The 26,636-nt window shown below is 71.4% G+C and carries 27 protein-coding genes and 1 tRNA gene; 14 read left to right on the top strand and 14 right to left on the bottom strand.

What is annotated here, in order from left to right; translation table 11 throughout:
• Positions 1 to 73: 73 nt before the first annotated feature.
• Complete coding sequence (locus tag AB0I22_RS21885; protein WP_363132509.1) at positions 74 to 739, top strand: HAD-IA family hydrolase; 666 nt, start codon at positions 74 to 76, stop codon at positions 737 to 739.
• A 150-nt stretch (positions 740 to 889) separates the two neighbouring features.
• Here the strand turns inward: AB0I22_RS21885 and AB0I22_RS21880 are convergent, their stop codons facing one another.
• Positions 890 to 1,471: a TMEM165/GDT1 family protein gene (locus AB0I22_RS21880; protein ID WP_363132508.1), complete on the bottom strand. Its 582-nt coding sequence runs from the start codon at positions 1,469 to 1,471 to the stop codon at positions 890 to 892.
• A 322-nt stretch (positions 1,472 to 1,793) separates the two neighbouring features.
• Complete coding sequence (locus tag AB0I22_RS21875) at positions 1,794 to 2,666, bottom strand: ABC transporter permease (protein ID WP_363132507.1); 873 nt, start codon at positions 2,664 to 2,666, stop codon at positions 1,794 to 1,796.
• Positions 2,667 to 2,986: 320 nt separating this feature from the next.
• Here AB0I22_RS21875 and AB0I22_RS21870 point away from each other — a divergent pair, with 320 nt between their 5' ends.
• The 5 genes from AB0I22_RS21870 to AB0I22_RS21850 all read left to right on the top strand — a co-directional run bounded on the left by AB0I22_RS21870 (position 2,987) and on the right by AB0I22_RS21850 (position 8,102).
• The gene (locus AB0I22_RS21870; protein ID WP_363132506.1) at positions 2,987 to 3,691 is read left to right on the top strand and encodes an HNH endonuclease family protein; all 705 of its coding nucleotides are present in this window, start codon (positions 2,987 to 2,989) and stop codon (positions 3,689 to 3,691) included.
• A 230-nt stretch (positions 3,692 to 3,921) separates the two neighbouring features.
• Positions 3,922 to 5,688 (top strand): alkaline phosphatase D family protein, encoded by a 1,767-nt coding sequence (locus tag AB0I22_RS21865; protein WP_363132505.1) that lies wholly within the window; start codon positions 3,922 to 3,924, stop codon positions 5,686 to 5,688.
• A gap of 203 nt (positions 5,689 to 5,891) precedes the next feature.
• The gene (locus AB0I22_RS21860) at positions 5,892 to 6,368 is read left to right on the top strand and encodes a DoxX family protein (RefSeq protein ID WP_363132504.1); all 477 of its coding nucleotides are present in this window, start codon (positions 5,892 to 5,894) and stop codon (positions 6,366 to 6,368) included.
• A gap of 522 nt (positions 6,369 to 6,890) precedes the next feature.
• On the top strand, positions 6,891 to 7,541 hold the full coding sequence (locus AB0I22_RS21855) for a VTT domain-containing protein (protein ID WP_363132503.1): 651 nt from the start codon (positions 6,891 to 6,893) through the stop codon (positions 7,539 to 7,541).
• Between the two features lie 48 nt (positions 7,542 to 7,589).
• Positions 7,590 to 8,102 (top strand): N-acetyltransferase, encoded by a 513-nt coding sequence (locus tag AB0I22_RS21850; protein ID WP_363132502.1) that lies wholly within the window; start codon positions 7,590 to 7,592, stop codon positions 8,100 to 8,102.
• 201 nt (positions 8,103 to 8,303) lie between these two features.
• Here AB0I22_RS21850 and snpA read toward each other — a convergent pair whose 3' ends face one another.
• Entirely contained in the window at positions 8,304 to 8,966 is a 663-nt protein-coding gene (gene snpA / locus AB0I22_RS21845) for a snapalysin (RefSeq protein WP_363132501.1), read from the bottom strand.
• A 245-nt stretch (positions 8,967 to 9,211) separates the two neighbouring features.
• Between snpA and AB0I22_RS21840 the strand changes: the two genes are divergently transcribed.
• Entirely contained in the window at positions 9,212 to 10,264 is a 1,053-nt protein-coding gene (locus tag AB0I22_RS21840; protein ID WP_363132500.1) for a LysR family transcriptional regulator, read from the top strand.
• 21 nt (positions 10,265 to 10,285) lie between these two features.
• Here the strand turns inward: AB0I22_RS21840 and AB0I22_RS21835 are convergent, their stop codons facing one another.
• Positions 10,286 to 11,071: an NAD(P)H-dependent oxidoreductase gene (locus tag AB0I22_RS21835; protein WP_363132499.1), complete on the bottom strand. Its 786-nt coding sequence runs from the start codon at positions 11,069 to 11,071 to the stop codon at positions 10,286 to 10,288.
• Between the two features lie 128 nt (positions 11,072 to 11,199).
• Between AB0I22_RS21835 and AB0I22_RS21830 the strand changes: the two genes are divergently transcribed.
• Complete coding sequence (locus AB0I22_RS21830) at positions 11,200 to 12,183, top strand: helix-turn-helix domain-containing protein (RefSeq protein WP_363132498.1); 984 nt, start codon at positions 11,200 to 11,202, stop codon at positions 12,181 to 12,183.
• Between the two features lie 58 nt (positions 12,184 to 12,241).
• On the opposite strand, the gene AB0I22_RS21825 is transcribed toward AB0I22_RS21830, so the two are convergent.
• The 3 genes from AB0I22_RS21825 to AB0I22_RS21815 all read right to left on the bottom strand — a co-directional run bounded on the left by AB0I22_RS21825 (position 12,242) and on the right by AB0I22_RS21815 (position 14,648).
• Positions 12,242 to 12,682 carry a spore-associated protein A gene (locus AB0I22_RS21825; protein WP_363132497.1) on the bottom strand — a complete coding sequence of 147 codons (441 nt, stop codon included), beginning with the start codon at positions 12,680 to 12,682 and terminating at the stop codon, positions 12,242 to 12,244.
• A gap of 14 nt (positions 12,683 to 12,696) precedes the next feature.
• Positions 12,697 to 13,086, bottom strand: coding sequence for a spore-associated protein A (locus AB0I22_RS21820; protein ID WP_363132496.1), 390 nt, complete (start codon positions 13,084 to 13,086; stop codon positions 12,697 to 12,699).
• Between the two features lie 995 nt (positions 13,087 to 14,081).
• Positions 14,082 to 14,648, bottom strand: coding sequence for a flavoprotein (locus AB0I22_RS21815; protein ID WP_363132495.1), 567 nt, complete (start codon positions 14,646 to 14,648; stop codon positions 14,082 to 14,084).
• 101 nt (positions 14,649 to 14,749) lie between these two features.
• Between AB0I22_RS21815 and AB0I22_RS21810 the strand changes: the two genes are divergently transcribed.
• Positions 14,750 to 15,049: a hypothetical protein gene (locus AB0I22_RS21810; RefSeq protein ID WP_363132494.1), complete on the top strand. Its 300-nt coding sequence runs from the start codon at positions 14,750 to 14,752 to the stop codon at positions 15,047 to 15,049.
• A gap of 139 nt (positions 15,050 to 15,188) precedes the next feature.
• Here AB0I22_RS21810 and AB0I22_RS21805 read toward each other — a convergent pair whose 3' ends face one another.
• The gene (locus AB0I22_RS21805) at positions 15,189 to 15,503 is read right to left on the bottom strand and encodes a 4a-hydroxytetrahydrobiopterin dehydratase (RefSeq protein ID WP_363132493.1); all 315 of its coding nucleotides are present in this window, start codon (positions 15,501 to 15,503) and stop codon (positions 15,189 to 15,191) included.
• A gap of 282 nt (positions 15,504 to 15,785) precedes the next feature.
• Positions 15,786 to 16,556: a VOC family protein gene (locus AB0I22_RS21800; protein WP_363132492.1), complete on the bottom strand. Its 771-nt coding sequence runs from the start codon at positions 16,554 to 16,556 to the stop codon at positions 15,786 to 15,788.
• A 419-nt stretch (positions 16,557 to 16,975) separates the two neighbouring features.
• Between AB0I22_RS21800 and AB0I22_RS21795 the strand changes: the two genes are divergently transcribed.
• Positions 16,976 to 17,635 carry a hypothetical protein gene (locus tag AB0I22_RS21795; protein ID WP_363132491.1) on the top strand — a complete coding sequence of 220 codons (660 nt, stop codon included), beginning with the start codon at positions 16,976 to 16,978 and terminating at the stop codon, positions 17,633 to 17,635.
• Positions 17,636 to 17,707: 72 nt separating this feature from the next.
• Here AB0I22_RS21795 and AB0I22_RS21790 read toward each other — a convergent pair.
• Positions 17,708 to 17,782 (bottom strand) — tRNA-Val (locus AB0I22_RS21790).
• A gap of 197 nt (positions 17,783 to 17,979) precedes the next feature.
• Between AB0I22_RS21790 and AB0I22_RS21785 the strand changes: the two genes are divergently transcribed.
• The 4 genes from AB0I22_RS21785 (at position 17,980) to AB0I22_RS21770 (ending at position 21,243) form a co-directional block, all read left to right on the top strand.
• Complete coding sequence (locus tag AB0I22_RS21785; protein WP_363132490.1) at positions 17,980 to 18,765, top strand: DUF4097 family beta strand repeat-containing protein; 786 nt, start codon at positions 17,980 to 17,982, stop codon at positions 18,763 to 18,765.
• Positions 18,766 to 18,932: 167 nt separating this feature from the next.
• Positions 18,933 to 20,231: a hypothetical protein gene (locus AB0I22_RS21780; RefSeq protein ID WP_363132587.1), complete on the top strand. Its 1,299-nt coding sequence runs from the start codon at positions 18,933 to 18,935 to the stop codon at positions 20,229 to 20,231.
• Positions 20,232 to 20,270: 39 nt separating this feature from the next.
• A complete protein-coding gene (locus AB0I22_RS21775; RefSeq protein WP_363132489.1) occupies positions 20,271 to 20,486 on the top strand; it encodes a zinc ribbon domain-containing protein in 216 nt (71 codons plus the stop codon).
• A gap of 133 nt (positions 20,487 to 20,619) precedes the next feature.
• Positions 20,620 to 21,243, top strand: a complete 624-nt coding sequence (locus tag AB0I22_RS21770) for a DUF4383 domain-containing protein (RefSeq protein ID WP_363132488.1) — start codon at positions 20,620 to 20,622, stop codon at positions 21,241 to 21,243.
• A gap of 116 nt (positions 21,244 to 21,359) precedes the next feature.
• Here the strand turns inward: AB0I22_RS21770 and AB0I22_RS21765 are convergent, their stop codons facing one another.
• The 4 genes from AB0I22_RS21765 to AB0I22_RS21750 all read right to left on the bottom strand — a co-directional run bounded on the left by AB0I22_RS21765 (position 21,360) and on the right by AB0I22_RS21750 (position 26,447).
• Positions 21,360 to 21,803, bottom strand: a complete 444-nt coding sequence (locus tag AB0I22_RS21765; protein WP_363132487.1) for a PAS domain S-box protein — start codon at positions 21,801 to 21,803, stop codon at positions 21,360 to 21,362.
• Positions 21,804 to 21,901: 98 nt separating this feature from the next.
• On the bottom strand, positions 21,902 to 22,723 hold the full coding sequence (locus AB0I22_RS21760; RefSeq protein WP_363132486.1) for an HAD family hydrolase: 822 nt from the start codon (positions 22,721 to 22,723) through the stop codon (positions 21,902 to 21,904).
• 14 nt (positions 22,724 to 22,737) lie between these two features.
• Positions 22,738 to 25,281 carry a phosphoribosyltransferase gene (locus AB0I22_RS21755; protein ID WP_363132485.1) on the bottom strand — a complete coding sequence of 848 codons (2,544 nt, stop codon included), beginning with the start codon at positions 25,279 to 25,281 and terminating at the stop codon, positions 22,738 to 22,740.
• On the bottom strand, positions 25,278 to 26,447 hold the full coding sequence (locus AB0I22_RS21750) for an HpcH/HpaI aldolase/citrate lyase family protein (protein WP_363132484.1): 1,170 nt from the start codon (positions 26,445 to 26,447) through the stop codon (positions 25,278 to 25,280). The genes AB0I22_RS21755 and AB0I22_RS21750 overlap by 4 nt, the downstream gene beginning before the upstream one ends.
• Positions 26,448 to 26,636: the final 189 nt, after the last annotated feature.

Genomic DNA, 26,636 nt, shown 5'->3' with positions numbered 1-26,636 from the left:
TGTATCGTTGAGAAACAAAGCGGCTCGCACCCAACGCCCGCCGCACCGCGTCAACCGAGCCGGAGAGTGCAGTATGCGCAGGTCAGAGGAGTTCGACGGGGTCAAGGCCCTCCTCCTGGACATGGACGGGACCATCGTCAACTCCGATGCCGTCGTCGAGCGCGTCTGGCACCGGTGGGCCGAGGAGCAGGGGCTCGACCCGGTCGAGGCGATGAAGGTCGTGCACGGCCGCCAGGGCTACGCGACGATGGCCGCGCTCCTCCCCGACCGCCCCATGGAACTGAACTACGCCGACAACCGCCGGATGCTCGCGGAGGAGACCTCCGACCTGGACGGTGTCGTGCCGGTGCCCGGCGCGCCCGCCTTCATGGCCTCGCTCGCCGACCTGCCGCACGCCCTGGTGACCTCGGCCGATGCCGCTCTCGCCGCGGCGCGGATGGGAGCCGCGGGGCTGCCGATGCCGCGGGTGCGGATCACGGCGGAGTGCGTCGGGGCGAGCAAGCCGGACCCGGAGGGGTTCCTCAAGGGCGCCGCCGAGCTGGGGTTCTCGCCCGCCGAGTGCGTCGTGTTCGAGGACTCCGAGGCAGGCATCGCGGCGGGCCGGGCCGCCGGGATGCGGGTCGTCGGCGTCGGCCCCCGCGCGGTGGAGTCCGGCCCCGACGCGCACGTTACCCACTTGGACCAGGTACAGGCCACGGCCCTCCCCGGCGGCGGCATCCGCCTGCGCGTCACCGCCTGACGACGGATCGCCCGACGCACCTCCTGACGGATCTCCTCACGGATCTCCTCACGGAATCGCGATCAGCCTGGCACGCCCGCCGCCGCCGAACCGCGGCCGGCCGCCCCAGTGCGCTCACTGGACGCGGCCGCCCCCGGTACCCGGTACGCGTCAGCCCGCCACCGCCTCGTACAGGCTGAAGCCCGCGAGCGCGAGCATCACCACCGCCGCCACCTTCGTGATCAGCTTCAGCGGTACGTACTTCATGAGCGTGCGGCCGCCGAGAATCCCCAGTCCCGCCACCGCCCACAGCGCCAGCACCGCGCCCACGCCGACCGAGACCGGGTCGTCGTAGCGGGCGGCCAGGTTGGCGGTCATGATCTGGGTCAGGTCGCCGAACTCCGCGACCAGGATCAGCATGAAGCCCGCCCCGGCCACCTTCCAGAAGCTCTGGTCCGCGGGCTTCTTGACCTCTTCCTCGTCGTCGTCCTTCTTCAGCAGCAGCACCGCCGCCCCGGCCAGGAACAGGACGCCGACGACGCCCTGTACGACCCGGTGCGGGAGCAGCGTGAGCACGCTGCCCGCCGCGATGGCGAGCGCCACGTGCACGGCGAAGGCGGCGGCTACGCCGACGAAGACGTACGACGCGCGGTAGCGGGTGCCGAGCATGAGCCCGGCGAGGGCGGTTTTGTCCGGCAACTCGGCCAGGAAGACGACGCCGAAGACGAGCGCGGTGATGCTGATGCTGAGCACGGGATGGTTTCCTCGATCGGTCGGGTGTGCCGCACCGAGAGACCTGCGTGATCAGATCAGGGGTCGCTTCGGCACGGCAGCGTCTTGGACACTGCGGCCGAAGGTCTCGCTGGCGGCTGCTCGCGCAGTCGCCTCCGGGCGCCGGCTCAGCCCCTCCTCGTCCCCGGGAAATCCCGGGGCATCGCAGAGGGCCTGGGCAGTATGTCGACGGTCCGGCGAAGAGCTACTCCCCTTCTGCTCCGAACAGCCTACGTGACCGCCCCGCCGACAGCCATGCCTCGCCTGCCCTGCTCCTCCCCGCACGCCGGCACCACCGCCCCCATCACCGCCGGCGCCAGCGCAACCGCCTCCGCGCCCTCCGGCCGCCGCGTCCCTCGCCCCGGCTCGCCCCGCCGGCGCCCTCCCGGTGAATCCGGCCCCGTGCGATCAGCTCCAGGACGACCGCCACGGCCACCGCCTGCACCGCCATCAGCGCGACCAGCACGAACAGCTGCACCGCCCCCGCCAGCACCGGGGACGCCCCGCCCAGCAGCATCCCCACGAACGCGCCGGGCAGGGTGACCAACCCCACGGTCCGGGTCTGGTCCAGGCCCGGCAGCAGCGCGTCGGAGGCGGCCGGGCGGGCGATCTCCAGCCGCGCCTCGCGGTCGAGGAGGCCGAGCGCCATGCCCGCCTCCACCTCGCCGCGCCGGACGTGCAGCTCGTCCAGCGCGCGCCGCCCGCCGAGCACGGTCGCGGTGAGGCCGCCGCCGATGAGGATGCCGGTGATGGGGATGAGCGCGATTCCCTTGAGCGGTACGAGCCCGGTCAGCAGCAGCGCGACGACGACCGGCGCCACCCCCGCGCCGATCGGTACGGCCGTCCACCACCAGGTCCCGTTGTCCGTGACGCGGCGGCCCGAGGTGCGTACCGCGACGAGGAACATCAGGGCGATGAACGCCAGCAGCAGCGGGACCGAGCGGATCACGAAGCCGATGACGTAGGAGACGGCGGCGAGTTGGACGGCGGCGCGCACTCCGGAGGTGGCGATGGCGCGGGCGTAGCCCCGGCCCCGGCCGTCGGAGAGGCGAGCAAGCGCGGTGACGCCGACGGCCGCGACGAGCAGTACGGCCAGTACCGCCCCGAGGGTGGCGTTGACCGGGAGCAGCGCGCCGGAGGCGAGATGCGGGCCGGAGGCGAGATCCGGGCCCGACAAGGGCGATGAGGCCGGAAAATCCAGTGAATTCAGCGAATCCAGTGGGATCAACGGGGTCGATGAGGTCAGAGCGGTCAGAGACTCCGAAGAGCCCGGCTGAGCCAGTGGGGCAGCGAACACCAGAGCAGCGTACGGCGGGACGAGCGCGACCAACGCGACGCCAGTTGCGGGTGGGTGGCGCTGCGTCAGATGGCTCAGCCCCCTTGCCTTGACATGATCGCGTCGTCACGCTGTTACCTGGCGCCCACCCCACGGAAACCCGGCGCCGTGATCCTGGCCGTGTCGCAACGGCCAATACCCCCCACACAGAGGGAGTTCGCATGCCCGGTCCGCGCAACGTCTCCGCCCCCGCTCCCGCCTCGTCCCCCGCCTCCGCCTCCGCTTTCCGCCGCGTCTACGCGCGTCGTATAGCTGTCGCGGGCGGTCTCACCGCCCTGCTCGGCGCGATCGTCCTCAACGGCCCGGCCGCCCAGGCGGACCCGCCCGCCCCGCCGGACGCAGCCACCGCCCGTACGTACCTGGGCGAGCTGACGGTGAAGGCCGAGGGGTCGATGGACGGGTACAGCCGGTCGAAGTTTCCGCACTGGATCACGCAGAGCGGCGCCTGCAACACCCGCGAGGTCGTGCTCAAGCGGGACGGGAAGGACGTCGAGCAGGACGCCAAGTGCGCCGCGGTCAAGGGCACCTGGAAGTCGGCCTACGACGGGGCGACCTGGACGGCCGCGTCCGATCTGGACATCGACCACATCGTGCCGCTCGCCCAGGCGTGGCGCTCCGGCGCGAACTCCTGGACGCAGTCGCAGCGCCAGGCGTTCGCCAACGACCTGACCCGGCCGCAGCTGATCGCGGTCACCGACAACGTCAACCAGCAGAAGAGCGACAAGGACCCGGCGCAGTGGATGCCGCCGCTCAACTCCTACGCCTGCACGTACGCGCGTATGTGGGTCACGGTGAAGCACTACTACAAACTCACCGTCGACTCCGCCGAGAAGACCAAGCTCTCCTCGATCCTGAACGGCTGTTGAACGGCTGCTGACCGACCGCCGACCACCGACCACCGACCACCGATCGACTTCCGACCGGCCGCTGATCGGCTGCCGGCCGTTCGCTGATCGGCCGCTGATCAATTGCCGACCGTTCGCCGACCAACTGCCGACCGACTGCCGACCAACCCTCGACGGGTCTTGACCAGTCGGGAAACTCACGGCCGCGCTCCGTCGTTCCGTACCGTACGGGACGACGGAGGGAGGCCCGCATGACCGCCGGCCTGCGATTGGGACCGCTGCTTCGGTACATCGACCGGGAGGCGGGCGGGAGCGCCACGATCTGGATCGAGGCCGACCGGCCCTGTACTGCGGAGGTGCGCTGCGCGGACGGCGCGGGCGGTTCGGCCCGCAGCTGGCAGATAGCGGGCCATCATTACGCACTGATCCCGGTCACCGGTCTGCGGCCGGGCACCGAGACGGCGTACCGCGTGCTGCTGGACGGCGAGCAGGTGTGGCCGCAGGCCGGTTCGCCCTTTCCGGAGAGCACCATCCGGGTGCCGGAGAGCCGGGACGCCGCCCTGCGCGTCACGTTCGGCTCCTGCCGGTGGGCAGCGGCGCCGTCCGGCAGCGGGCACGACCCGGTCGGGCCCGACGCCCTCGACACGCTGGCCCACGGTCTCGCCCACCGCCCCGGAGCCGAGCGTCCGGACGTACTCCTGCTGCTGGGCGATCAGGTCTACGCCGACGAGACCTCTGCCGAGACCCGCCGCTGGCTCGCCGCACGCCGTGACCTGGCCGAGCCGCCGTGGCACCAGGTGGCGGACTACGAGGAGTACACGCGGCTGTATGACGAGTCCTGGCTGGACCCCGAGATCCGCTGGCTGCTCTCGACCGTCCCCTCGCTCATGATCTTCGACGATCACGACATCATCGACGACTGGAACACCAGCGAGGCGTGGCTGGAGCGGATGCGGGCGACGCCGTGGTGGCAGGAGCGGGTGCTCAGCGGGCTGATGTCGTACTGGGTCCACCAGCATCTGGGCAATCTCTCGCCCGAGGAGCTGGCCTCCGACAAGCTGTACGGGGCGGTGTGCGAGGCGCGTGACGGCACGGAGCTGCTACGGGAGTTCGCGGCCCGCGCCGACGCCGACCCGACCGGCGTCCGCTGGAGCTACCGCCGCGACTTCGGCCGCGTACGGCTGCTGATGGTCGACACCCGCGCCGCTCGGGTGCTGGACGAGGACCGGCGGGCGATGCTCTCCCCGACGGAGGCCGAGTGGCTGCGTTCGGCGGCGCTCGACGGTGGCCCCGGCGCGTACGACCATCTCCTGATCGGCACGTCGCTGCCGTGGCTGCTGCCGCACTTCGTGCACGACGTGGAGGCGTGGAACGCGGCCGTCTGCCGTGGTGAGCGCGGCCCGCGCTGGGCGCGGCTCGGCGAGAAGCTGCGGCAGCGGGCGGATCTGGAGCACTGGGCGGCGTTCCCCGCGTCCTTCGACGCGCTCGCCGACCTCATCGCGACGGTGGGCAGCGGGCCCGGCGCGCCCGCCACGATCAGCGTGCTGTCCGGCGATGTGCACCACGCGTACGCGGCCGAGCCGGAGTTCGGCCGCGTGCCGGGCGGGCTGGAGAGCCGGGTGCTCCAGCTGACCTGTTCGCCCGTGCACAACAGCATCCCCGCCTCGATACGGCACGGCTTCCGGTTCGGCTGGAGCCGGGCCGGGCGGTGGCTGGGGCGCGCCTTCGCGCGGCACGGGCGGGTCGCACCGCCGGCGGTGGAGTGGCGCAGGACGGGCGGGCCCTGGTTCGGCAATCAGTTGATGACGCTGACGCTGCGCGGGCGCGGCGCGCGGCTGCGGCTCGATCAGGCGAGCGCGGGCCAGGGGCGCGGCCGGGGCGGTTGGGGCAGCCGGGACGGTCGGCGCAGTCGGGACGGTCGGGGCAGTCGTGGCGGCCAGGACGGCCGTACGGGCAAGGGGCTGACGGTGGCGATGGAGACGGAGCTGTCGCCGCAGAACGCGCCGTCGCCGCCGTGACCTGGGCGGCGACCCGGCCCGCCGGCCGGAGGGACGGATTCCGCCGCGCGGACGGCCGTCGGCGCTGCGGTGCTGGTGGGGCTGCGGGTGGTCGGTACATCGAATTTGTCTGTACCAAAACAAGAACTTGAACTTGCAAGTAACGATTAGGTCAACCTAACCTGGGTCCCTCGTTTCCGTCCCCGACACGAGGAGTCCCCGCCATGCCCCCCACCAACGCCCCCCTGAGCGACCGGCTCGCCACGGCCAAGCCCTACGCCCTCTCCCTGTTCCGGATCGTCGTCGGGCTCCTCTTCGCCTGCCACGGCGCGGCGGCCCTCTTCGGCATACTCGGCGGCGCCGGCGGCAGCGGCGATACCGTCGCGGCGGGCACCTGGCCCGGCTGGTACGCGGCAGCGATTCAGTTCGTCGGCGGCATCCTGGTGCTGCTCGGCATCGGCTCCCGGACAGCCGCCCTGATCTCCTCCGGCTCCATGGCGTACGCGTACTTCAGCACCCACGCCCCCGAGGGCCTGTGGCCGCTGCTCAACGGGGGCGAGGCCGCCGCCATGTTCTGCTGGGCCTTCCTGCTGCTGGTCTTCACCGGCCCCGGCCCCCTCGCCCTGGACCGGGTGCTCGCCCGCTCCCGCCAGGAAGCGCCCACCACGGCGCAGCAGCGCGAGCCGAGCGCCATCGGCTAACCCGACTCGACCGGCCCAACGGGCCCAACGGGCCCAACGGGCCCAACGGGCTCAACCGTCCCGACAGGCCCGACAAGCTCGGCCGAACCGACCGAACCGACCGAACCGACCGGAGCCCGGCGCACCCAGCCCACTCCGCTCACCTCATCCCGATCAGCCCGCCCAACCCGACTGACCGGCGCAACCCGCTCAACCCGCTCAACCTGATCGACCTGATCGACCTGATCGACCCGCTCATTCCGATCAACTCGACCAGCCCGACCAACCCCATCGAGCCGATTGATCGGCACAATCCGCTCAAACCGACCAATCGGCTCGATCCGCTCATCGAGCTCACTCCGCTCATCGCCCCTGGCGGGGCCCCGCCCATCGGCCGGGGCCCCGCCAGGGGCTTGGGACCGGTGTCACGCACCCCCACACCCGTGACCCGCGAGTCGCAGGCGTACGCTGTACGGCTGTGAAGGCCGCTCCTGCCGCTCCCCTGCGACACCGCGGCGGGGGACCGTACCGGGAGATCAGGACGTGTTGGAGCAGTTGGGGTCATTGGCCGACCCACCGTGGATCTACGTGATCGTCGGCCTGTCCGTACTGCTCGACGTCTTCCTGCCCGTACTGCCCAGCGGCGTCCTGGTGATCACCGCCGCCACGGCGGCCGCCGGCTCGACCGCCGCCGACGCGGTCGGCGGGGCCGCTCCGGTCCACCCCGCGCACGACGTCTCCACCATGTTCTCCCTGATGCTGTGCGCCGCCACCGCCTCCGTGCTCGGCGACCTCGTCGCCTACCGGCTCGCCTGGCGCGGCGGCGCCCGCTTCGACCGGGCCATGGCCCGCTCCCGCAGGCTCGCGGCCGCCCAGGACAAGATCGGCACGGCGCTGTCGCGCGGCGGCGGCCCGTTGGTCGTTCTGGCCCGGTTCGCCCCCGCCGGCCGCTCGGTGGTGAGCATCGGCGCGGGCGTCATGCACCGCGACGTCGCCGAGTTCCTGCCCTGGTCGGCCCTGGCCGGGGTGGTCTGGGCCGCGTACAGCGTGAGCCTCGGCTACTTCGGCGGCCAGTGGCTGGGGGCGACCTGGCTCGGCACGGCGGTCTCGGTGTTCGCCCTGTTCGCGGCGGGCGCGGGCGCCGGTTTCCTGATGCGCCGCCCCCGCGAACCCCGCGAGAACCCCGCGCCGTAGGGCACCGCCCGTACGCCTGGCCGATCACCCCAGTGGGAACATGGGCCGATGAGCTCCCCGTGGACCGTCCGCCCCGAAACCCCCGCGGACATCGAGACCGTACGCCGGATCACCCTCGACGCCTTCGGCAACTCCGGCGAGGCCGACCTGGTCGACGCGCTGCGCACCGACCCCGGCTGGCTGCCCGGCCTGAGCCATGTCGCCGAGACGCCGGAGGGCGAGGTCGTCGCCCACGCCCTGCTGACCCGCTGCCGGGTCGGCGACGCCCCGGCCGTGGCGCTCGCTCCGTGCTCGGTCCTCCCCGCGTGGCAGCGGCGGGGCGCCGGCGACGCCGTCATCCGCTCGCTCCTGGACGCGGCCCGCACCTCCGGCGAACGGGCCGCGATCGTGCTCGGCCACCCGTCGTACTACCCCCGGTTCGGGTTCGAGCCCGCCTCCCGCTCCGGCATCCTGGCGCCGCAGGAGTGGCCGGACGAGGCGTTCATGGCGCTCGGTCTGGACCCGGCGGCGGGGCTGCCGAGCGGGATGGTGCGTTACGCGGCGGCGTTCGGGATCGACTGAGGACCGTACGGACCCTACGGACGTACGGGCCCAAGGGACCCACGAGCGTACGGGCGTACGGGCGACGGCGCGGCCGACACGGCCGACGCGGCAGCGGCCCGGCCGCCAAGGACCGGACCACTGCCGCGCGTACCACCGACTACCGGTCGCCGATGGCCCTTAAGGCAGCCGACGGCTCACGGCCTCACGCACCACCTGACCTCAGCGGACCTTACGGAAGGCGTCCTTGTCGAACGGGCTGACGCCGTTGGCCCACAGCTGGTTGACGCGGGACCGCTCCTGGGCGTTGGGCTGCGTGTTCTGGCAGGACGTGCCGGGGCCGCCGCCCGACATCAGCTCGCTGCACGGACCGGAGTAGTGGTCCGGGAGACCAAGCACGTGCCCGGTCTCGTGGGCGACCACGCGCACCGAGTTGTACTGCTGGTTCTGCCGGTAGTCGAGGAAGATGAAGCCCCGGCCGTGGCCGTCCGTGCTGGCGTAGGAGCCGCGCGCGTCGTTGCCCTCGCGGTACGAGAAGTCGCCGCGGCCGCTGCCGGCCCGCAACTGGACGTTGCGGACCGCGCTGTTCCAGATCTGGGAGCTGCTGGCTATCTGCGAGGCGAACGACGGCGCGCGGCTGGCGTCATAGGTGACCGTCACGACCGCCAGGTTCGGGTTCGCGGCCTTCTTCGCTCTGGCGACCTTCATCACCGCGTCGAAGAACGCCTTGCTGTTGGCCTGGTCGGCGGCCGACCCGGCGTACGAGGAGGTGGTGTACTGCTGGGTGGAGTGGTCGGCCGCCGAGGCGGCGGTGGGCAGGGCCGTCACCGAGGCGGCCAGGCCCAGGCCGAGCACCACCGAGAACACGGTCTTGGAACGGGTCATGTGGGGGACTCCATTCGAGCCGGGGCTCCGCGGGCCGCTGGTGGGCAACGGCCGGGGGGCGCGCCGGGGAAATTTTTGGTCCCGCAGAGTGTCCGCCGAGTTCTCGTCGGCGCGGATGATGCCAGTGAGGCATAGTCCGATCGAATCCCCGACCGGTTCTCTGAGCTGATCTCCTCGCACAAACGTCCTGTTCGCGCGGTTTAAGCGTCTGGTGTGCCTCGCGGGAGCGCCGTTATGCTCCGGCCGTGGAGCTCGATGTGAGGCACCTCCGCGCACTGTGCGCGATCGCCGACACAGGCAGCGTGCGCAAAGCCGCGCTGCAACTGGGCATGACCCAGCCCTCGCTGACCACACAGCTCCGGCGCATCGAGAACGCCATCGGCGGCCTGCTGTTCACCCGCGAGCAGACGGGCAGCAGGCCCACCCCGCTGGGACACTCGGTGCTGTCCCGCGCCCGGCCCATAGTGGCCGAGATGACCGCCCTGGTGACCGCCGCGCGGGACGCGGTCGTGGACGCCGGCGCGGCGCGGCTGCGGATAGGGAGCGTCGGCAGCCGCGCGGTGGCGGGCTGGCTGCGCCGCGTGCACACCCGGTTCCCGGACACGGACACCACGATCCATATCGACGTGTCCGCGCACACCCTGCTCCAGATGGTCGCGACGAACCAGCTCGACATCGCCTTCGTGCACGAGCCCGAGGGGTTCCCGCTGCGCCTGCCGCCCGGCGTGGAACAGCGCGTGCTGGTCGCCCGCGAGCCCCAGTTCGTCACGCTCTCCGCCGCGCACGAGGCGGCGACGCGCGCGGTGGTGCCGCTGTCGATGCTGGCCGACGACGCGTGGATGGTGGACCCGACGGCCGATCACGAGGGCGCGGCGATGCGCCGCGTCTTCACGCTCGCCGGGCTCGACCCGCGGATGGTGCACGTACGCGACAACACCACCGCCGCCGAACTGGCCGCCGCCGGCGAGGCCGTACGCCCCTGTCAGCCCACCTCCCCGCCGTACCGCGGCACCGTGATCCGCCCGCTGTGCGGAGATCCGCTGGCGGTACGGCTGCTGCTGGTGTCGCGAGCGAGATCGTTCGCCGGAGCCGAATTCGAGGCCCTGTACGCGGACCTCAGGGCGTCGTACATGGAACTGGCCCGCGCGAACCCGGTCTATTTGGAGTGGCTGCTGCATCACGGCAGCCCGCTGCTCGACGCCCCTGAAGACCCGCTGCCCGGCTATTCGACGCGTATGCGGCGAGCGTGGAGGGGCGACGACGACACACGGGGGAGCTTCCAGCCGGCGGATCGCTGAGGGGGCCGGGGCCTGTTGGCCTCACCTCACCGTGTGCACCTGAATTCCGCTCTGGCCCGGGGCGATGCAGTCACGCAGCACGAAGTCCTCGTCGTAGTCGCCGCTGTCCTGCCGCCGGAAGGGGATCGGCTCGGCGGTCGGGATGCCGAGAAGCCGCTCCCGCAGCCGACCGGCGAGTTCCTTGTACCCGACGTCCGAGACACGGTCGGCGCTGGTGACGACGAACGGCGGTACGACGGACATGCCGGTGTACCAGAACGAGCCGTGCTGCACGGGGAACAGCAGCTCGTTGATGTCGCCGCTCACCCCGCGCGGCCCGAGATCGGGCGCGGCGGCCCCGGCTGTCACCACGATCATGGCGCGCCGCCCGGCCAGCGCACCGTCCCCGTAGCGCAGGGACCGGCCGGGGGTCTGCGGGTCGGGAATCCCGTACGCGAACCCCTTGACCAGGACGCGGTCGAACCAGCCCTTGAGGATGGCGGGCATGCCGTGCCACCAGAGGGGGAACTGCATGACGACGGTGTCGGCCCAGAGGATCTTCTCCTGCTCGGCGCGGACGTCGTCGCTGAGCTCGCCGGCGAGGTAGGCGCGCTTGCTGTGCCGGGCGACGAGGAGCCGCTCGTCGGCGTCGGTGCGGGAATCCGGCCGGTAGTCGGAGTGGTCGACGACCGGGTTCCAGCCCATGGAGTAGAGATCGGAGAGCCGGCATTCATGACCGAGTTCTTCGAGGGCGCGGATGCCGTCGTCACGCAGGGAGGCGTTGAGCGAGCGCTGTTCGGGGTGGGCGAAGAGCCACAGGACCTTCATGTGCCGTCCTCTCAAAATACGGCGCGACCTGGCCTGACCGCGCCTTCGGTGGTGCGGCTTCCGATGGTGCGGGGGCGGGCCCGGACGGATCGAGTGGCCTGATGGCCATGTTGTGTGAGGATCGGGCCATGGCATTCTTTCCGCATCCCGGTCGGCACCGGGTCGCCGTGTTCGTACGCCATGGGCTGCTGCCGATGGAGATGGGCATCGTGCACCGGCTGTTCGGCCAGGCCGTGTCGGCCGAGGGGAAACCGCTGTATACGGTCACGACCTGCACGCTCACGCCGGGCGCAGTCCGTACGGACACGGACGTCACCGTCAACGTCGAACACGGCCCGCAGGCTCTGGCGGAGGCGGACACGGTGATCCTCCCGGGCTCGGACGAGGACTACGAGGGCCTGCACACCGGTGGCCTGGGCTCGTCACTGGTGGCAGCCCTGAACCTGATCCGCCCAGGCACCCGGCTGGCGTCGATCTGCACGGGCTCGTTCGTGCTGGCGGCGGCGGGGTTTCTGGAGGGGCGCCGCGCGACGACGCACTGGAAGTCGAGCGACCTCTTCCGGCGTCTGCATCCGGCCGTCGAGTTGGACCCGGACGTCCTGTACACGGATGACGACAACGTGCTGACGTCGGCGGGCGTGGCCTCCGGCATCGACCTGTGCCTGCACATGATCCGCAGCGACCACGGCGCGGCCGTGGCCAACGAGGTCGCCCGCGACACGGTGGTCTCACCGCATCGCGCGGGCGGCCAGGCCCAGTTCATCAGCCGCCCGGTCCCCGAACCGCAGATCTCCTCGACGGGCGCGGCCCGCGCCTGGGCGCTCCGCCACCTGGACCGCCCGCTGTCCCTGCGCGAGTTGGCTGCGCGGGAGTCGATGAGCGTACGCACGTTCACCCGCCGCTTCCGCGAGGAGGCGGGCCTGTCGCCGGGCCGGTGGCTGACGCAGCAGAGGGTGGAGCACGCCCGTCGGCTGCTGGAGGAGTCCGAACTCCCCATCGACCGGGTGGCAACGGACGCGGGCTTCGGCACGGCGTCCTCACTGCGCCAGCACTTCCAGGCGGCGCTGGGGGTGTCGCCGAGCGCGTACCGCTCGACGTTCCGCTGCCCATGAGAGGGGGCGCCCCGCGCGAGAACACGGACCGCCCCCGGAGCCCACTACCCCACTTTCATCAACTCAGCTTGAAAGTTCCGCAGTTGGTGGCGGTGGTGGTGACGGAGACTCCGTCGATTTCGCCGCCCCAGTCGACGCAGGAGCCGCGGGCGGCGAGGTAGACGGGCCCGGCGTACGTGCCGTACTGCCCGCTGTCCGAGGCGGGGACCCCGTGGCCGCCGCTCTGGCCGACCCAGGTCCGTACGAATACGGGCGCGCCTGCGGTGTTGCGGATGGTGACGGCACAGTTCTTGCCGGTGGCGGAACTGTAGGCCAGATAGACGACGCCGCGGCTGCCGATGGGTGCGGAATTCACGACGTTGTACCCCTTGCCGCAGACGCCGTTGTAAGCGGCGGTCGGCGGAACGGGGGCGGCGGAAGCGGTGGTGGCGGCCAACACCGTGGATACGCTTGCCGCGGCAAATACCACGGCCCCGGCCTTGAGAATCGAACGCTTCATGAAAGTCTCCCCTATCAGCGAGCAGTCTTGGCGAACGCGCCGCAGTTGGACCTGTTGACCTCGACGTCCTGGTTCTGGATGGCCCCGCCCCAGTTCACACACTTCCCCTTCGCGGCCACATACACCGGCCCCGCGTACGTACCGTAATTACCCGAGTCGACGACCGGCGTCGACTCGTGCTCCTCCGCCGCCTGCCCCCAGGCCACCATGCGAACGGGCGCGCCGACGGCGGCGCGAACGGTGACGACGCAGTTCTTGCCGGTAGCGGAGCTGTAGGTCAGATACACCTTCCCCTTGTCCCCGATCGGCGCGGAATTCACGACGGCGTAACCCTGGCCGCAGACCCCGTTATAGGCGGCCTCCGCCACCCCCGAAGCCGCCGACGCGACACCACCCGTCGCCACGACCCCCAGGCTTGCCACCGCAAAGACAGCGGCCCCGGCCGCGATACGAACGTGCCTCACGAAACCCTCCCCATTTCGATTGACGTTGCGCATCAGGAGACATGCGGGCTCGCGGGATGGTTGTACCGCGGGAGTGAACTACTGAGAGAAGAAGGTGAGTTGCCGGGCACTGCTGGACCGCACAGCGCCGCTGGATGCCGAACTACTGTCACTCGAAACAGAGTTCGCCCGCTGTCGAGGACACCCGGCTCGGGACCGAACGGTCGCGCGCCGACGCGGCACGAGTCGCGCGGACGGCCACGGCCCGGGATGAGCAGAGACGGCTGGGCCGGTGGAGGAGGCCGACCGGGAGCGTCCCCCGCCCACATCACCTACGGCTCTGCGATCTGACGAACCACGCACCCGCTGACACCAGCGACGCTCCGATAACAAGGGGCAAGGCGGCTCGGAGTTCACCGGCAGCTGCGTCCTGCGCACCGAGCACCAGCAAAAGCAGCCCGCAGACAATAGACACTGCGGCTGACGAGACCACTGCACCTTTACGGCTGCCCATAGGACACCTCTCGTCGAATCCGAAGGAGGGGCGTGACGGTACCCCGCCCCTATCGATATGAAGCGTTTCCTGCTGGTGCACAGCGAGCACAGCTCGAAACCGTACGCACGCACAGCCATCGACGGACACCAGCCCGCTCGGGTCTTGAACAGACAGGACACGGGCCGCCGAGTTGACCGCATGATGCGGAGAACGGACGTCGCAGCCATGTCCAACGCTTTGGCACACCGGTAGCCGAATGCCCTCCGGCACCAATCCAGTTCCCCTCCGACGCGGCTTCAGGCCCAGCCGAGCGCGTAGGGCGACAGACCTCGCCGGCACCAGGGCCCAGCTGGTCCGACAGCACAAGCCGCCACGCGTCGCCGAGTTCCTCACCCCGACGCGAGAACGGCCCTCCGGAGGTACCTCCAGAGGGCCACCCACCACACTGCACGTGGACCTGTCACGCCCAACTGACGGGGCCGCGCACGTTTTCGGCAAGCCGTGCCGCCTCACTCAGCGCCAAGCCCCATGGAAAGCTCTCAGGGCGTGCCTTGCCCGGCTCGTTCGGGATGAAGCCGCCTTCGCCGTAGAGCACGCTCACCCCGGCACCGCGCAGGGTGTCCACCGACCGGTCGAACTGTGGATGCTGGGCGTACGCGCTGTTCACGCACGGCATCGTCGCCAGCGGGATGCCCTTGCCGATCGCCTCCGCCACGAACCCGACGACGAAGTGGTTCGTGAGCCCCAATGCCCACTGGTTGATCGTGTTGAACGTCGCCGGGGCGACCAGCGCCACACGTGCCGCCGGCCATACGTCCGGCTCACCTGGCACCTTGTACTCGGAGCGCACTGGGTGACCGGTCAACTCGGCCAGGTCCGGCACCTGGTCCTTCAGCCAGCAGGCGGCCGTCGGCGTCAGCCCCAGGCAGACGTCCCACCCCTGCCCCTGGGCCTGCCGGATCGCGTCGGCGACGTTCAGTACGGGCGGGGCCGCAGATCCCAGCAGGTACAGCACGCGAGTCGTCATGGGCCGATCCCACCATGTGCAACCACCCCCGAACCGGCCGGTTCGGGGGCAGAGGTATTCCCGTGCGTGCCTGCGCGGGTAAGTGCCGATCGGTCCATGAGGTGTCCGCCAACGTGAAGCTGGGCCGCTTCGGCGCCGCCATCGACAAAGCCGAGGAAGTCAGCACCCCCAAGAGCTGGGCCCTGTCCCGTCGGACGCACTTCCATATCGACCGCGCCCGATCCGAGATGGAGATGGGACACACCGATGCCGCACTCAGGTCCCTCATCGAGGCCGGGAAGCTGACACCCCAGCAGATCCGCTACCACTCGGGAGCCCGAGAGACGACCAGGGCCCCCGTGCACCTGCAACTCCGCAGCCCAGACACTCTCACCCACATGGCCGCGTGGACCGGCCATTAGCCGCCACCGTCGGCCTACGGAGTGTCACTCATGTACTGAGCACGCGCACGGTACCGACATCCGTGCGGTATCGGGGCGTTGGCGACCATGCCGTGACGTAGTTGTCCGCGCAGGGCAGCTACCGCTACGCGGATGTGACCTACTGCGGGGACGCTCCATGCGCCTGGGCAATGGCGTCGATGCGTGCAGCGAGGTCGAAATCCGCTGCTGTGAGTCGGTACCCAGCATCATGCGTGGTGATGGAGAACCGAAGATGATCCCAACGGAGGTCGATATCGGCGTGGTGGCTGATCAGCCGCTCAACGTCCGCAACATGCACGATCATCGCCACGCCCCCGTGGTACCGAATGCCGTACGACCGGGTGATTTGGTTGTCCTCTCTAACCCACCCCGGCACCCGGCTCAGATGTTCCGCGATCTCCGGTTCCGTCAGAAGCACGGGCTGGTCGGCCACGTCATCTCCTCTCGACCACAGATGCCAGGACCTCGTCGAGCTCCTGGCCGATCGGTGCATCGCACCCCGGAACGTACACCGACGGCCGACTCTGGATCCTCCCCGAACCCACCACCCGAACCCCACGCCCCTGGCTGCAACTCACCTCGCCGCAAGCCCTGCGCACAGCCCTCGGCGAAGCCGCCCGCTCCCGCCCCACCCCCTACCAGGGCCGTTCCAGCGGCACACCATGAGCAGCGTGTCCGCGGACTTGCGCCATCGGACGCCGGGAACGGAGCCGCGTCACTGCCCCGGCGGCGGGGTAGCGACCTTGAACTCGTTGCCCAGCGGGTCGAACAGCGCGGCCATCCGCCCGTAGGGCGTGTCGGCCACGGGTTCGGTCACCCGGGCGCCGGCCTCGCCGGCCGCGTCCACCGTGGCGTCGACGTCGCGCACCTGGAAGTACGGCCGCCAGTGGGGGACGGCCACCTGATCCACCTGGAAGATCCCGGCACGCGGCTCGCCTCCCACGTGCAGCGTCCAGTACGCGCCGGGCGGCTGCGGCATGTCCATCCGCTGGATCTCTACGTCCAGCAGGGCGCCGTAGAAGTCGGCCGCCGCCTTCCCGTCGGTGGTCACCAGCTCGAACCAGTACAGGCAGCCGGGCTCCGCCTCGGCCTCGAAACCGGGGAAGGGGCCGGCCTGCCACATGCCGAACGCGGCGCCGGTCGGATCGATGGCGTGGGCGAAGCGGCCGACCTCGGGGGCCTCCATGCCCGCGACCACGACCTGGCCGCCCAGTGCTTCGATCCGGGGAACCGTGGCGTCCACCTCGTTTACGGCGAAGTACCCGGTCCAAGGCATCAACGGCTCGCCAGGCGGCATGAACCCCACCCCGGCCACGGCCTTCCCGCCGACCGTCTGCACGGCGTACCGATTCGGGTCCTCCGGGTTCGCGCCACCGGACCAGCCCAGAAGCGGCTGGTAGAAGCTCAACAGTTGATCCTGGCCGCTCAGCAGCGTGTCCAGCCAGCACACCGCGCCCTGCGGGTGCGGCAGCTTCGTCTCAGGCATGGGCTGACCTTCCGTAGAACCGTCTCCAGGTCACCGGTCATGACCAGACTTTCACGAAACCCCACATAGCGTCCGGAAAAGTGAGACTGCAAGGGCCCGTAGCCATGCACCGACACTGAGGCCGGCGCCCGACCCGCCCTACGGCGTCTTCCTGTCGAGAAGCACGCCAGTCTTCCGCCCCTACCGCCGCCCTGTCTTCCGACCCGAGTGCGGACCTGGGCTGCACGGAGCACGTGCCGTCGCCACCGGAGGCACCCGCGGCATCGGTACCAACACCACCGGAGTGCACATGGTGACCGCTGGCTTGTCTGGACGGTCGCGTAGAAGCATCGACCTGGAGCACATAATCAGCCCCGAACGTCGCACCGTCCGCTACGGTTCCCGGACATCAATGTGGCGATCACGCTCGGGAGCTTGCAGTGCGTAAGCAATTCATCGCATTATGCGTCGCTTTAATTGCCGGACTCACGGGCTGCACAACAGAGTCACCTGGCGCCGACCGGAAGAGGTCTGCAGAACCCACCGACGTCGCTCCGTCAGTTGCCGACTTCGTCGGTCGGACGAAGAAAGAGACGCAGGACGACCTCACGGGGACGGGCACTGTGTTCGGCTTCCGTGACACGAGCTCAGAGCCCCTGAGCGGCGACGAGTACGACTCCTGGATCGTGTGCAAGCAGGACGTCCGCAAGGAACCTGTCCATTTTACGGTGGCAGCCAGCCGAGAGGCATGCGATCTTCCGGCCGCTTCGCCGAGTGCGGAGAATGCAAGCCCCTCCCGCTCGTCCCCGTCACCTGAAGCCGAGGATTCGCCTGCTGAGGATCCGACTGCCGACCGGGATTCCCGCTACGCCGCCGCCGTCAAGGCGCAGGCGCCGAGGCTGGAGCCGGTCGCTGACGATCTTCTCGGCGTTCAAGGACAGCTCGCGTGCACGCTGCTCAAATCCGGCGACAGTCCGAAGTCGGTGCTCGAAACCATGCAGTACGGGTACCCCGGCGACGTGGGCCGCGTCATGGTCATCGAGGCTCCACCCGTTTACTGTACGAAGTACACAGCCGAAGTAGAACGGGCCTTGAAGTAGCGGCCAGTGCAGCACCCCGAACAGGCCGGACGTCGAAGGCCCTCGATCGCGATCGATCGGGGGCCTTCGCGCTGGTGGGCACAGCTGGTTTCGAACCAGCGACATCTGCCTTGTAAGGGCAGCGCTCTACCGCTGAGCTATGCGCCCGTAGACGAATCGACAGCTTACATGGCCTCGGCGGGTGGGCCGTACCCGGCCGGGCGGGGGTTATCCCTACCCCCGTTCCGGTAGTGAGCTGGATCGTTTGGGCGGTGATCGGTTCGTAGGGTTGCGGCGACGGTACGGAGCGGTTGGCCGGTGCCGGATGACCTTGATGTTCTGTATCGAAAACCTGGGAGACCACCGTGGCAGCCCGCAACAGACCGCTCACCCGCCGCACCCGGGCGGCCGCTCGTACGTCCCTCGTGGCGGTGGGGGTCCTGGTGGCGGGGGTCGCCGTGGCCGGGTGTGGTGCGGATGCCGCGGATGCGGAGCCGGAGTACAAGTCGTTCTCGCTCAGCGGGCGGGCGCTGACCGTGGACAGCGACAACTCCGAGGTCGAGGTGGTGACCACCGGCGCCAAGGACGTCAAGGTCACCCGCTGGTTCGAGGGGAAGTCCATCGGCGGGTCCGCGAAGGCCGAGTGGGAGGTGCACGGGGACACCCTGAAGCTGCGCATCCACTGCTCGGGAATCAGCACGACGTGCTCCGCCAAGCACAAGGTGGAGGTGCCGGCCGGCATCGCCGTGACCGTCAAGAGCGACAACGGGCCGGTACGGGCCGAGGGCATCAAGACCCCGCTGCACGTCACGGCGGAGAGCGGGCCCGTCACCGTGCGGGACGCCGCCGGGCCGCTCGACGTCAGCACGACCAACGGTTCCGTCAAGGCGACCGGCATCACCTCGTCCCAGGTCAGAACGGAGACGTCGAACGGGCCCGTGCACCTCACGCTGGCCCGTGTCCCCGACCGCGTGGACGCGACCACCAGTAACGGTTCCGTGGACATCGAGCTGCCCCGCTCCCCGTACAAGCTGGACGTCAAGACCAAGAACGGCTCGCAGTCGGTGGACGTCCCGCGCGACGACGCCAGCAAGCACGCCGTCAGCGTCCACACGACCAACGGCCCGGTGAAGGTGCGCACCGCGAACTAATCGGCCCGTGTGTTCGTCCTTAACGGGTGGGAGAATGACATCCGGGCCAGGGGCGATCCATCGGGAGAGGGCAAGTGACGGCGACACTCGCGCAGTCTGTACGGCCGGCACGGCCGGTACGCCGCCGATTCGCCGGCGCCGCGGCGGTCCTCGGCGAGAGCGTCGCGCTGGCGCTGCTGCCGCTGCCCCTGCTGATCGCCGCCGTGCCCGCCGCCTTCGCCGGGGGCGGGACCCGGCGCTGGGGCTGGGGCCGCGGCGAGAGCCAGCGGGCCGACGCGCAGGCCGCGAAGGACGCCGCCGCGGCGGCCTTCTACGAGCTGGACACCGCCCAGCGCGACCTCCAGATCTCGATCGAGACGATCACCGCGGTCGACGACTCCCCCGCGGCGCGCAAGGCCGCCGCCGACTTCGCCGCGTTCGGGCAGCGCATCGACCAGGTCTCCACCGCGTACATCACGGCCGTCGACAGCCACGACCTGGACCGCGACGACCTCGACGCCGGGGCTGCCGCCCGCGCCCGCGACGATCTGTCGAAGGCCAAGGACGAGCTGGAGCGGGTCAAGGCCGAGCTGGAGCGGTTCGGGCAGGGGCTCGCGCCGCTGCTGGGCACGGCCGAGACGCAGCTGGCCCGCCTCGCGCCCGCCGTGGAGCGGGCCCGGCAGGGGCTGCTCGCCGCGAGCAACGCACTCGACGCGGTACGGGCCGCCGGGCTCGGCGCCGACGACCTGGCCGCCCGGCTCGCCGCCCTCGCCCCCGAGCTGACCAAGCTCAACCAGGGCGCCGGCCAGCACGGCGTGCCGGAGACCATCGCCCGCGCCGACCAGGTGCTGCGCGAGGCCGAGGCGATCCGGGGCGAGGCCGAGCGGCTGCCGCAGAAGGCCGCCGAGATAGACAAGCGGCTCGTGTCGCTGCGCACCCGCGCCCAGGCCATCACCACCCGCGCCGCCGGCGTCGCCCCGGTCCTCAGCGAACTGCGCCGCCGCTACAGCGCCGTCTGCTGGCAGGACCTGCAACAGGTTCCGGAACAGGCCGAGCAGGCCGTGCGGCAGGCCGAGGAGAAGCTGCGGGAGGCCCGTACCGCGCGGGACGAGCAGCGCTGGCCGGACGCCACGGCCCTGCTCTCGACCGTACGAGCCCTGCTGAACACCACCGACGAAGGGGTCTCCGCCGCCTCCGACCGGCTGCGCAGGCTCGACGAGGTCGCCTTCGACCACCAGAAAGAGGTCGAACGGACCCGCTTCGCCATCCGGGACGCGCAGCGCCTCGCCATGGCGGGGCGCGCCACCCCCGACCCGCGGACCGCCCGCCCGCTGGACGAGGCCGTGGCCCGCCTCGACCGCGCCGTCGACGCGCTGACCGGCCGGCACCCCGACTGGTGGCACTTCCTGACCGAGACGGAAGCGGTGCGGCAGACGGCCGCGCGCGTGGTCCAGGAGATCCGCGAGGCGCGCGGCGCCGGGAACTAGGCTCTACCGGCCCGGATCGGGCTGGATATGCTGCCTGGCATGCCCCGTTACGAGTACCGCTGCAAGACGTGTGGTGTCACCTTCGAACTCAAGCGGCCCATGGCCCGGTCCGCCGACCCCGCCAGCTGCCCCCACGGGCACGGCGACGCCGTGAAGCTGCTGTCCACCGTCGCCGTGGGCGGCGCGGCCCAGGCCCCGCAGGCGCAGGCCGGCGGGGGTGGCGGCGGCTGCTGCGGTGGCGGTTGCTGCGGCTGAGTTGAGCCGGCCGGCCCGTAGGCGGACCCTGGGAGTACGTACCGGCGGCGCGTACGCGTGACGCGCGCGCCGACCGCGTACGTACGGCCCAGCACGCACCTCCCTCAGCGCACCGCAAAGGAGGGCCGGAACCATGGCCACAGGCCACGCCACGCACGGGCCCGAGCACGCGAGGCCCTGGCGGCCGCGGCACGGGCGGGACCGTCAGCGGCGCACCAGGCTCGACGAGCACCTGCCGATGGACCACCGTCTCAGCCAGGTCTACCGCGCCGGAGCCGGGCTGACCGGTCTGGTGCTGCTCGCCTTCGGCATCCTCGGGCTGATCGACAAGGTGGGGTTCTTCTCCACCCGCGGCGACACCGTCGCCCAGCTCAACACCAACGGCACGCTGAGCGTGCTGTCCATCGCCGTCGGCGCCCTGCTCTTCGTCGGCATGGTGATCGGCGGCAACTTCGCCTCGACGCTCAACATCGGGCTCGGCGCGCTCTTCGTGCTCAGCGGCTTCGTCAATCTGGCCCTGCTGGACGGCCGCTACAACTTCCTGGCCTTCCGCATCCAGAACGTACTCTTCAGCTTCGTCGTCGGCGTGCTGCTGCTGATCTTCGGGATGTACGGGCGGGTCAGCGGCGGGCTCCCGCACGACAACCCGTACTGGCGCGCCCGCCATCCGGAACAGGCCGCCCGCGAGGACCGCGCCCGCCGCCGCCGCGAACTCGGGAGGCTGACGGGCCCGCCGCTCTCCGGCCCGCCGAGATGACCGGCGGGTCGCCCGGTTCTCCGGCCCGCCGCGCTGACCGGCGGGTCGCCCGGTCCAGGCCCCCGCGTGCTCGTGCTCAGGTCAAGCCCGTACCGGCTCGGCCGAGCCCGTACCGCTCAGGCCCCCGCGCGCTCCGGTGCGGCCTCCAGCAGCCGCCGGCGGATCTCCTTCTCCTGCGCCCGCCGCGCGGTGACGTCCCGGATGACCGCCCCGACGTGGCCTCCGCCGCCGTCGGAGGCGGGCAGCAGCACCACGCTGAACTCGATCGACAGCTTCCTGCCGTCCGCCGCCAGCGCGGGCACGGCCAGCAGGTCGTCCGCGCCGTACCGGCTGGTGCCCTTCTCCATGGCCGTCCGGTAGCCGTCCCAGTGCCGCTGCCGGTGCTTCTCGGGGATGATCACGTCCAGGCTGACGCCCTCGACCTCGGCGGCGGGGTAGCCGAAGATCCGCTCCGCACCCTGGTTCCAGTAGCGGATCAGACCTTCGCGGTCGGTGATCACTATGCCGTCCGGGGCCTGGGCTGCCATGCCCAGCACCACCTCGGGGTCCAAGTCGTCCATGACGCCTCCAAGCCTGGCGATCCGTCGCCGTGACCGCGCGGATCTCCTACGATTACGACTGTATACAGTCGACCGGATCCGCGGCTACCCCGGGCGGCTCACTCCCCCGCGACGGCCCCCGTGACGGCCCCGGCGAAGGCCCGTACGATCTCCTCCCCCGCCGCGACGCCGCACGCCTCCACCGCCGTGACATGCGGCGCGGACCAGCCCTCGGCCGCCAGCTCGCCATGGCCGGGCCGCCAGCCGCGGTCGGCGGCCAGCAGCAGATCGGCGTCGAGGAGCGAGTCCCCGGCGGCGAGCACCGTCTCGGCGCCCGTCCGGCGGGCCACCTCCGCGACGGCCGCGCTCTTGGTGAGCGGCTTCGGCACCGCGTACACCTTGCGGCCCTGCACGGAGACCGTCCAGCCGCGGCCGTCCGCCCAGGCGGCCAGTTCCTTGACCCAGGCGTCGGGCAGCAGGGCGCGCTCGACGACGAGGTAGGCGAAGAGGTCGGCGGCCGTGCGCTCCTTGAGGAGCCAGGCCGGGTCGGCGGACCGCAGGAGATGGGCGCGGACCTCGTCGAGCCCGGCGCACTCGGCGGCCAGCGTCCGCCGCACCCGCGCCTGCCAGCCCGCGTCCGGTTCGCCGTGTACGAGCAGTTGCCCGCCGTTGGCGCAGATCGCGAACTCCGGTGCGGGGCCGGGCAGTTGGATGCGCTCGTACTGTTCGCGGGTGCGGGTGGTGGTCGGCACGAAGTGCGCGGCCGTGCGCAGTTCGGCGAGCAGGGCGGCGGCGGTCTCGGTCAGGTAGGAGAGCGGCCGGTGCTCGTACACCTCGACGCAGAGCAGCCGGGGCGCGGCGGCGTCCGGCATCCGCAGGTCGAGGGCGGCGGCGGAGTAGATGAGCGTGCGGTCGAGATCGCTCGCGATCATGGTGGTCATAGCGGAAGGGTTCGTCACAGGGCCGTCACCGCCCTGCCGTCCGCGCCCGTCGCGCCGCGCGTGTAGCGCGGGTGGATCAGGCCGACGCAGCTGTACGGCAGGTCGTCGACCTCCTCCACGGGCACCCCGCGCTGTTCCGCCAGCAGCCGTACGTGCGCGAGGTCCCCGCCCGCGCCCCGGCGGGCGAGGATCTTCCACGGGACGCGGCGCAGCAGCACGCGGGTCGTCTCGCCGACGCCCGGCTTGACGAGGTTCATGTCGTGGATGCCGTACTCCTCGCTGATCCGCTCGACGGCCGCCCAGCCCGCCCAGGTGGGCGCGCGGTCCGCCGCCGCCAACTCCTTCGCGTCGGCGGCCACTTGCTCCTCCACCTCGCCGAACCGGGCCTCGATGGCGTCGAGGAAGTGCCGGGACACGTCGGAGCCAGCCAGTTCGCGGTAGAACTTCGCGCCGTGGAAGTCGTCCGGACCGACGAGGTCGGCGCGCAGCACGGTGCGGGAAATGAGCCCGGACACGGTGGAGTTGAGGCAGGCGGAGGGTATGAGGAAGTCGTCGCGCGTGCCGTAGGTGTCCACGCAGCCGCCGGGGTCGGCTAGCACGGCGATACGGGGGTCGAAGCCCGCGCAGCCCTCGATGTCCCGCAGCGCGTCGGCGAGTTCGCGGGTGATCGCGCCCTTGCCCGTCCAACCGTCGACGAAGACGACGTCGGACGGGTCGTGGTGAGCCGCCAGCCAGCGCAGCGCGGTCGCGTCGATGCCCCGGCCGCGCACGATCGAGATGGCGTAGTGCGGCAGGTCGAGGCCGTGCGCGTGGTGCGCCCAGCGCCGCATCAGCACACCTACGGGCGTACCGGCCCGCGCGAGCGAGACGAGTACGGGCCGGGGCGAGCGCTCGGCGAGCAGGGTCTCGGTGACGGCGCCGACGGCGCGCGCGATACGGGCGGCGGACGCGTCGAGCGCGGAGCGGAACAGCTCCTGGTAGGCGTCGCTCGGCTGGTACTCCACCGGCAGCGACTCCGCGTAGTGCGCGCCGCCGTTCTGGACCGCCTCCTCGCGCTCCTCCGTGGGCGCTTCGAGCGCCACCGCCGAGAGGTCCTGGAGCAGCCAGCCGACCTCGTCGGGCGCGTACGAGGAGAACTGGGGGCCGCGCAGCGGCTCTGGCATGGGCGGCGCCTGTCTTTCGGCTTCGGCGGGAGATTCGGCGGCGGAACCGACGGTGGTGTCGGCAGCGGAACCGGTGGGGGAACCGACGGCGGGCCGATACGACGGGATGACGGCCAGCAGCACCTGCCCCGCGTGAGCGGACAACTGCCCCAACAGGCCGCCGGGAGCGTGGAGTTCGTCCGTATCGGCGATGGAGTCGACGACCGCCACCACGGCGTCGAAGCCGCCGCCCGCGACGTTGTAGGCGTACCGCTCGCCGGGGCCGTCGGCGGGCGCGTCGTGCGCGGGGAAGGCGAGCCGCGTACGGATCGCGTAACCGGGATCGTCGACGGCGAGGACCGGCGAGCGGGTGGTGGTCGAGGAGCAGACCTCGGCGCGCTCCCCCAGCGCGGCGTCGAGCGCGTCGGCCAGCCGAAGCGGCGCGTACATCAGCTCTTCGAAGCCGAGGACGAGTACGCGCCGGGGCGCTGCGCCCTGGCCGTCCAGAGCCCCGGCGATACGGTCCGCCATCCCCGGCAGCGCGGCCTCCAAGACCGCCCGGTGGCGCGGAGTGAAGCCGTGCCGGCCGCCGTCGGGCAGCCCGTCGGGCCAGCCGAGTTCCACCCGGCGTACGGCGCTCCCGTCCCGCGAAGCGTCCCCGGAAGCCGCCAACCCTTCATGCTCCGCGACAAGTTCACGCCCCTGCTCCAGCACCCCGTCCGGCAGCCGTACCGTGCCCGTGGCCATGGCCACCAGGTCGATGCGCGCGCCCAGTTCCGCCGCGAAGTCCGCCATCCGGGCGCGGTCCGCCGGGGAGCGCATGTCGACCAGGGACACGATGACGTACCGGTCGCGCGGGTAGCGGGCGTGCAGGGCGGCGATGGTGTTGAGGACCGTACGGCCGGTGGAGAACTCGTCGTCGACCAGGACCAACGGGCCGTCGCCGCTGAGGAGTTCGGGGTTCTCGGGGAGGAGGAGATGGGAGGTGGCGTGGCTGTGCTCCTCCTCGAAGCCGCCTACAGGGGCCGTGCCCGCGACGGGGCGGCGGGTCGAGTGGAGGTAGGGGGCGAGGGCCAGTCCGTCCGCCGCGCTGTGGCCGAGGCCGGTGGCGGTCTCCGCGTAGCCGAGGACCACGGCGCGCGCGGCGTCCGCGTCGCCGAGCAGCTCCCGGACCCGGCGGCCGAGGCCGAACCCGGCCCCGTACACGGCGGAGGGCCGCTGCGGTACGTGCTTGCCGAGCACGTTCGAGACGAGCAGGTGGGCCCGCTTGGGGTTGCGCCGCAGCGCCAGGCCCAGCAGCTCCGGCAGGCGCGGGTCGCCGTCCAGCCCCACGCCCAGCCGGTCCGCGACCCACTGTCCTGACCACACCACGCCGTGCCCCGCTCTCTCTTCGCCCTCTTCGCCGAACTCGTTCACGCGCTCCGCACCCCCGCCGCCAGCAGCTCCACGAAGCTGACGTCCTCCCGCGCGACGCCGAAGGCCTCGGCGCGCAGCATGGTCCGCTCGGCCCAGGCCCGGTGCGGCTTCACCTCGTTCATCTTGTTGGTGTAGGCGGACCGCAGCACTCCGCCGCCGTCGCGGCCGGGCCGCAGGATGTCCTCGGCGTCGCTGAACTCCTCGTGGCTGACGACGGACAGCGCGTGCACGGGCGCGACGTGCGAGGGGTGGATGCACGTCTTGCCCTGGAGCCCGTTGGCCCGGTCGAGTTCGATCTCCCGCAGCAGCCCGTCGATGTCGTGCTCGATGAGGGCGGTGCGCAGCGCCTCGGCCGAGCCGGCGAACGGGCTGCGGCGCAGCTGCGGCTTGAACATCCGCTCGTGCTGGCGGAAGTACTCCCATACGGGCCCGGTGACCGTGAAGCCCGTGCCGTCGGCGCGGCCGAGGACGTTGACGACGTCGGCGATGGCGGAGGCGACGAGCTGGACGTCGTAGGCGGTCATGTCGGGCGCGCGGCGCAGTCCGTACGCGGAGCAGAAGTCCGTGACGCCGAGCCGCAGGGCGAGCACCCGGTCGCGGTACTTGTCGACTGTGCGGGCGATGCCGGCGAGCGTCTCGGTGCGGGTCTCCAGGTGGAGGAGTTCGGGCGATTCGAGTACGGGCATGGCGAAGAGCCGCCGCCCGCAGCCGTGCTCGGCGGCCAGCATCGCCTCCAGGAAGGGGACGCCGCGCTCCTCGGTGAACTTGGGCAGGACGAACCCGGTGAGCAGCCGTCCGGCGCGGCCGAGCCGCCGCGCGAGGTCGGGTATCTGGCGGGGGGTGCGGACCCGGATGAACAGCAGCGGCAGGCTCGCGTCGGCGTCGCGCCCGGCGAGGTCGGCGAACTGCCGCACCAGGTTCTCCTCGGCGCCCGGCACGTCGGCGTCGTCGATGGAGTCCTCCAGGCACAGCACCATGGAGACGACGCCCCGGCCGGCCTGTCTGACGATGTCGTCGGCGAGGCGGGGGCGGGTGGCGGGGCTGTAGAGCGTGGCGCCGAGGGCGGTGGCGAGCGTACGGGCCGGGGAGGCGGCGGTGAATTCGCCGGGCTCCCGGTGGAACAGGGCCTCGCGTTCCTCGGGTGCCAGATATCCGAAATGCCTCATGGTTCTCTCCGTCGCGCGGCGGCCCTCCCCCGACCCGTCCGGTCCGGAAGCATGGCCGATTATCGTACGTCCGGCGGTGGGGCGAGAGTTCCCGGAGCCCGGAGCGGTGGCCCGCCGCCCCGGAGCGGTGCCCTTCCTCGGCCGTACTGTGCCCTTTCGCATCCGTCCGGGCCCGCGCCGCCGGACCCC

This window comes from Streptomyces sp. NPDC050610 (assembly GCF_040654875.1).
Classification (GTDB): Bacteria; Actinomycetota; Actinomycetes; order Streptomycetales; family Streptomycetaceae; genus Streptomyces.
The sequence above is the reverse complement of the archived record's forward strand: the minus strand, read 5'-3'. Positions and strand labels throughout refer to the sequence as shown.

Coding starts and splice junctions, on each gene's coding strand:
- AB0I22_RS21885 (WP_363132509.1), top strand. CDS start 74: ATGCGCAGGTCAGAGGAGTTCGACGGGGTCAAGGCCCTCCTCCTGGAC.
- AB0I22_RS21870 (WP_363132506.1), top strand. CDS start 2,987: ATGCCCGGTCCGCGCAACGTCTCCGCCCCCGCTCCCGCCTCGTCCCCC.
- AB0I22_RS21865 (WP_363132505.1), top strand. CDS start 3,922: ATGACCGCCGGCCTGCGATTGGGACCGCTGCTTCGGTACATCGACCGG.
- AB0I22_RS21860 (WP_363132504.1), top strand. CDS start 5,892: ATGCCCCCCACCAACGCCCCCCTGAGCGACCGGCTCGCCACGGCCAAG.
- AB0I22_RS21850 (WP_363132502.1), top strand. CDS start 7,590: ATGAGCTCCCCGTGGACCGTCCGCCCCGAAACCCCCGCGGACATCGAG.
- snpA (WP_363132501.1), bottom strand. CDS start 8,966: ATGACCCGTTCCAAGACCGTGTTCTCGGTGGTGCTCGGCCTGGGCCTG.
- AB0I22_RS21835 (WP_363132499.1), bottom strand. CDS start 11,071: ATGAAGGTCCTGTGGCTCTTCGCCCACCCCGAACAGCGCTCGCTCAAC.
- AB0I22_RS21830 (WP_363132498.1), top strand. CDS start 11,200: ATGGCATTCTTTCCGCATCCCGGTCGGCACCGGGTCGCCGTGTTCGTA.
- AB0I22_RS21825 (WP_363132497.1), bottom strand. CDS start 12,682: ATGAAGCGTTCGATTCTCAAGGCCGGGGCCGTGGTATTTGCCGCGGCA.
- AB0I22_RS21815 (WP_363132495.1), bottom strand. CDS start 14,648: ATGACGACTCGCGTGCTGTACCTGCTGGGATCTGCGGCCCCGCCCGTA.
- AB0I22_RS21800 (WP_363132492.1), bottom strand. CDS start 16,556: ATGCCTGAGACGAAGCTGCCGCACCCGCAGGGCGCGGTGTGCTGGCTG.
- AB0I22_RS21775 (WP_363132489.1), top strand. CDS start 20,271: ATGCCCCGTTACGAGTACCGCTGCAAGACGTGTGGTGTCACCTTCGAA.
- AB0I22_RS21770 (WP_363132488.1), top strand. CDS start 20,620: ATGGCCACAGGCCACGCCACGCACGGGCCCGAGCACGCGAGGCCCTGG.
- AB0I22_RS21765 (WP_363132487.1), bottom strand. CDS start 21,803: ATGGACGACTTGGACCCCGAGGTGGTGCTGGGCATGGCAGCCCAGGCC.
- AB0I22_RS21760 (WP_363132486.1), bottom strand. CDS start 22,723: ATGACCACCATGATCGCGAGCGATCTCGACCGCACGCTCATCTACTCC.
- AB0I22_RS21750 (WP_363132484.1), bottom strand. CDS start 26,447: ATGAGGCATTTCGGATATCTGGCACCCGAGGAACGCGAGGCCCTGTTC.